We start from the raw sequence: 2,769 nt of genomic DNA on the forward strand, positions 1-2,769 counted from the left end.
TGCGCCTTCGTCGCCCAGAAACTCGATACCAGCTGTCGCGCCATCAGTGTAAGCAATGCAATTCCAAGGAGCACGGTCCTCACCAACACCGACAGTAACTTGTGTTCCAGCTTCGCTAAACGCGGATGAGAGCACAACGACTTGCGAATTGTTCGTTGTCTTGGCCACATCTCGCAAACACGCCTGTTGAGCGGGTGTGAGTTCGGCGGACGCATTGGATGTACCCGTGTCGTCGCAGGCCGCGAGCAGTGCAAAACAAGTTGCGCTTGCAATCATCACCATCTTGTTGGTCATTTTCTTCTCCCTCTGAGTCTGTTGAAGTTAATGAACTTGGATGCGCTTGTTTGAGGCTCTCGCCTTTGGGCAGCCGACAGAACAGACAACGTTCCTGTGACGACCTTTCCCAAAACTTGCCGCGGGGGGGCTTGGCGGGCAGAGCACTATTACTTTGACTGCCAAGACCTCCAACAACGTGGGATGGCCGAATGAAATCACTGGCAAAAGCTAGAGCAAACTCTGGAAAGAGGGCGAGTACATTAAGTCTAAGCATCGCGCTCTCCCAACGACTGATCCGTGTAAAGTGCCTTCCGACCGCCAGCACTCACTCCAGCGGCCGGTAGGGCCCGACAAGTCGGGCGACAGCGATCACAACGGAGGTAAAATGAAAGTTGTGTCAAATTCGCATGTTTGAATCTAATTTTTAATAAATCAACATTTTTTCCGCGCGTAAACTTCATTACGCTCTCGTACGATAGGCGTCTGCCCTCAAACAAAAAGGTAGGTGGGAGCACCCATGAGGGCGAATGTGTTCTTTTGGGTCGGCGAGGCGTTCTGAGGTCGCGCAGAAACCAAGAAAGGATTGAAAATGGGTTTTGTTGAAGCCGTCAAAACGTGTTTCTCGAAATACTTCCAGTTCTCCGGTCGGGCTATGCGCTCAGAATACTGGTGGTTCTTCTTGTTTGTGGTTCTCGTGAGTTCTGCTTTAGCTGTGGTGGATGCGATCATATTCGGGACCAACCCAGAAACAGGGCAAGGATCTCGAGTTCTGTCCTCTGTTTTCCAACTGGCCGTTATCATCCCTATGCTGGCCGCCGGTTGGCGGAGGTTGCATGATACAGGGCGACCTGGCTGGTACTTGCTGCTGCCGATGGCGCTCAGCATTACAACGCTTTTTGTTATGCTGGGTGGCGTGGCGTTCTTCTCGGCATTGGAGCAAGGGGCCGAAAACCCCGATGCATTGCGAGGACCCGCGGCAGTTTTGGGCGTGACCGGTATTGTTGTTGTCTCAATTCTTCAATTGGTTCTGTCCATCCTGATGATCTGGTGGCTGACGCGACCTTCTCAAGAAGGCGCAAACGAATACGGCGAACCTGTTTCCTGACCAGGTTGTCCGGACAACAGGCTGGAATCTCTGCTGAATGACTGCGCGAAACGTAACACCATGGAGAGAAAAATGAGGTTCAAAACGATTTCCATTGGAGCCTTGATGATGGCAATTGCGACCTCAGCATCGGCGGAGTGGTCGGTCAACTCCGGCCCTGATCCCAATGCATTTATTCAAACCGGAAACATGACGCTGGAACTTCAGTGTGACCGTATCCGCTTTGCTCCGGCTGGATATGAGGACAGCCAGGACATTGTGGAGAAGCAGGGGTTTTCCATTCGTTTTTTGAAGAACGGCACCACCGAAGTTGGGGCATTTCAGGTTGGCGCAGAAAACGCTGCCGTGCAGATCGTCGACAACTATCCCGTCGAGGTCAGTTTCAATAGTCAAGAGGACTATGGTTTTGTACAGGACCAGCTTGCAGCCAATGCATCCGTTAATCTGTCCATGATTGATCAAGATGTTAGCTACGGAATCTTTGACTTGAAAGGTTCCAGCGCGGCAATTCAGTCCCTTCGTTCCGCCTGCGATTCAGGTGCTAGCCAGGGGGCCTCCTACGAACCCCCCGAAGGCATCGTCTATTGTGGTGGCGGAGCGGTGGAGCGAGTCATCGAACCTGTAATTTTGGACAATCCGGAAGGAGAGTGGGACGCGCGAGTAACGGTCAACGGCGAGTCGATCAGAGCCATGACAGCCTACAGCTTTTTCGGAAACTCTGAGCCGCCGACCGGATTTGTTGTCGCCCTGCTTGGGGAAGACAGGTCCGAGTTTCTAATTTTTAGCGAAGGTTCGGCAAACTGGCTGGAATACGGGGACTACAGGTATGATCAGTGCAATTGATGCCACCCTCCAACCGGCTTCCCAATTAGTGGGCCTGTTGAAAGGGTTGGTTTCCGGGATTGTGCTGGTTTCGAGCCCAGTATGGACCTCACCAGCTGTCGCGGCTGATGTTTCGCAACTTCCAACTGGTTTGCAGGCGAAGGTTGATCTGGCAGAACAAGCCTGCGCAGAGTTCAACGACGGTCAGTTTGACTTAGATTGGGGTGCGGTTGAGAGGGTCGATCTCGACGGAGATCTACAACCCGACTGGGTTCTGAATGAATCTGGATTCGCGTGTTCGAGTGCTGCATCTCTTTATTGCGGAACTGGTGGATGCATGTCGCACTTCTTGATTGAAGAGGAAGTTCACTCCTTGCTCAATCGAGGCTGGACGGTCGTCGAATTCGGGCGTCAACGCATTGTCCTTGCAGATGTCCACGGAACTAATTGTGACGGAATAAACCCGACGCCTTGCGCAACAGCCAGTGTTTGGGATGCGGAAGCAAAGACGTGGCGCTCGTCTGCTGGTGATTGGGAGTAAACTGTAATTGGGCACCGCAGATAAG

Annotated in this window: 4 protein-coding genes; 3 read left to right on the forward strand and 1 reads right to left on the reverse strand. The window is 52.5% G+C overall.

The window, feature by feature from the left end:
* Positions 1-294 (reverse strand): hypothetical protein (locus I9187_RS21820; RefSeq protein WP_209940343.1); only part of this gene is annotated, 294 nt, incomplete at its 3' end.
* 571 nt (positions 295-865) lie between these two features.
* Here I9187_RS21820 and I9187_RS21825 point away from each other — a divergent pair.
* From I9187_RS21825 to I9187_RS21835, 3 genes are all read left to right on the forward strand, one after another.
* Positions 866-1,381 (forward strand): DUF805 domain-containing protein, encoded by a 516-nt coding sequence (locus I9187_RS21825; RefSeq protein WP_209940344.1) that lies wholly within the window; start codon positions 866-868, stop codon positions 1,379-1,381.
* Between the two features lie 105 nt (positions 1,382-1,486).
* Positions 1,487-2,224 carry a hypothetical protein gene (locus tag I9187_RS21830; RefSeq protein WP_245223362.1) on the forward strand — a complete coding sequence of 246 codons (738 nt, stop codon included), beginning with the start codon at positions 1,487-1,489 and terminating at the stop codon, positions 2,222-2,224.
* Entirely contained in the window at positions 2,208-2,744 is a 537-nt protein-coding gene (locus I9187_RS21835) for a hypothetical protein (protein WP_209940345.1), read from the forward strand. The genes I9187_RS21830 and I9187_RS21835 overlap by 17 nt, the downstream gene beginning before the upstream one ends.
* Positions 2,745-2,769 lie beyond the last annotated feature (25 nt).

The sequence above is a fragment of the Ruegeria sp. HKCCE4148 genome (assembly GCF_017872495.1).
Taxonomy (GTDB): domain Bacteria; phylum Pseudomonadota; class Alphaproteobacteria; order Rhodobacterales; family Rhodobacteraceae; genus Ruegeria.

Bases quoted from the DNA above. Each gene is read 5' to 3' on its own strand.
- I9187_RS21825 (WP_209940344.1), top strand. From the start codon at position 866: ATGGGTTTTGTTGAAGCCGTCAAAACGTGTTTCTCGAAATACTTCCAG.
- I9187_RS21830 (WP_245223362.1), top strand. From the start codon at position 1,487: ATGATGGCAATTGCGACCTCAGCATCGGCGGAGTGGTCGGTCAACTCC.
- I9187_RS21835 (WP_209940345.1), top strand. From the start codon at position 2,208: ATGATCAGTGCAATTGATGCCACCCTCCAACCGGCTTCCCAATTAGTG.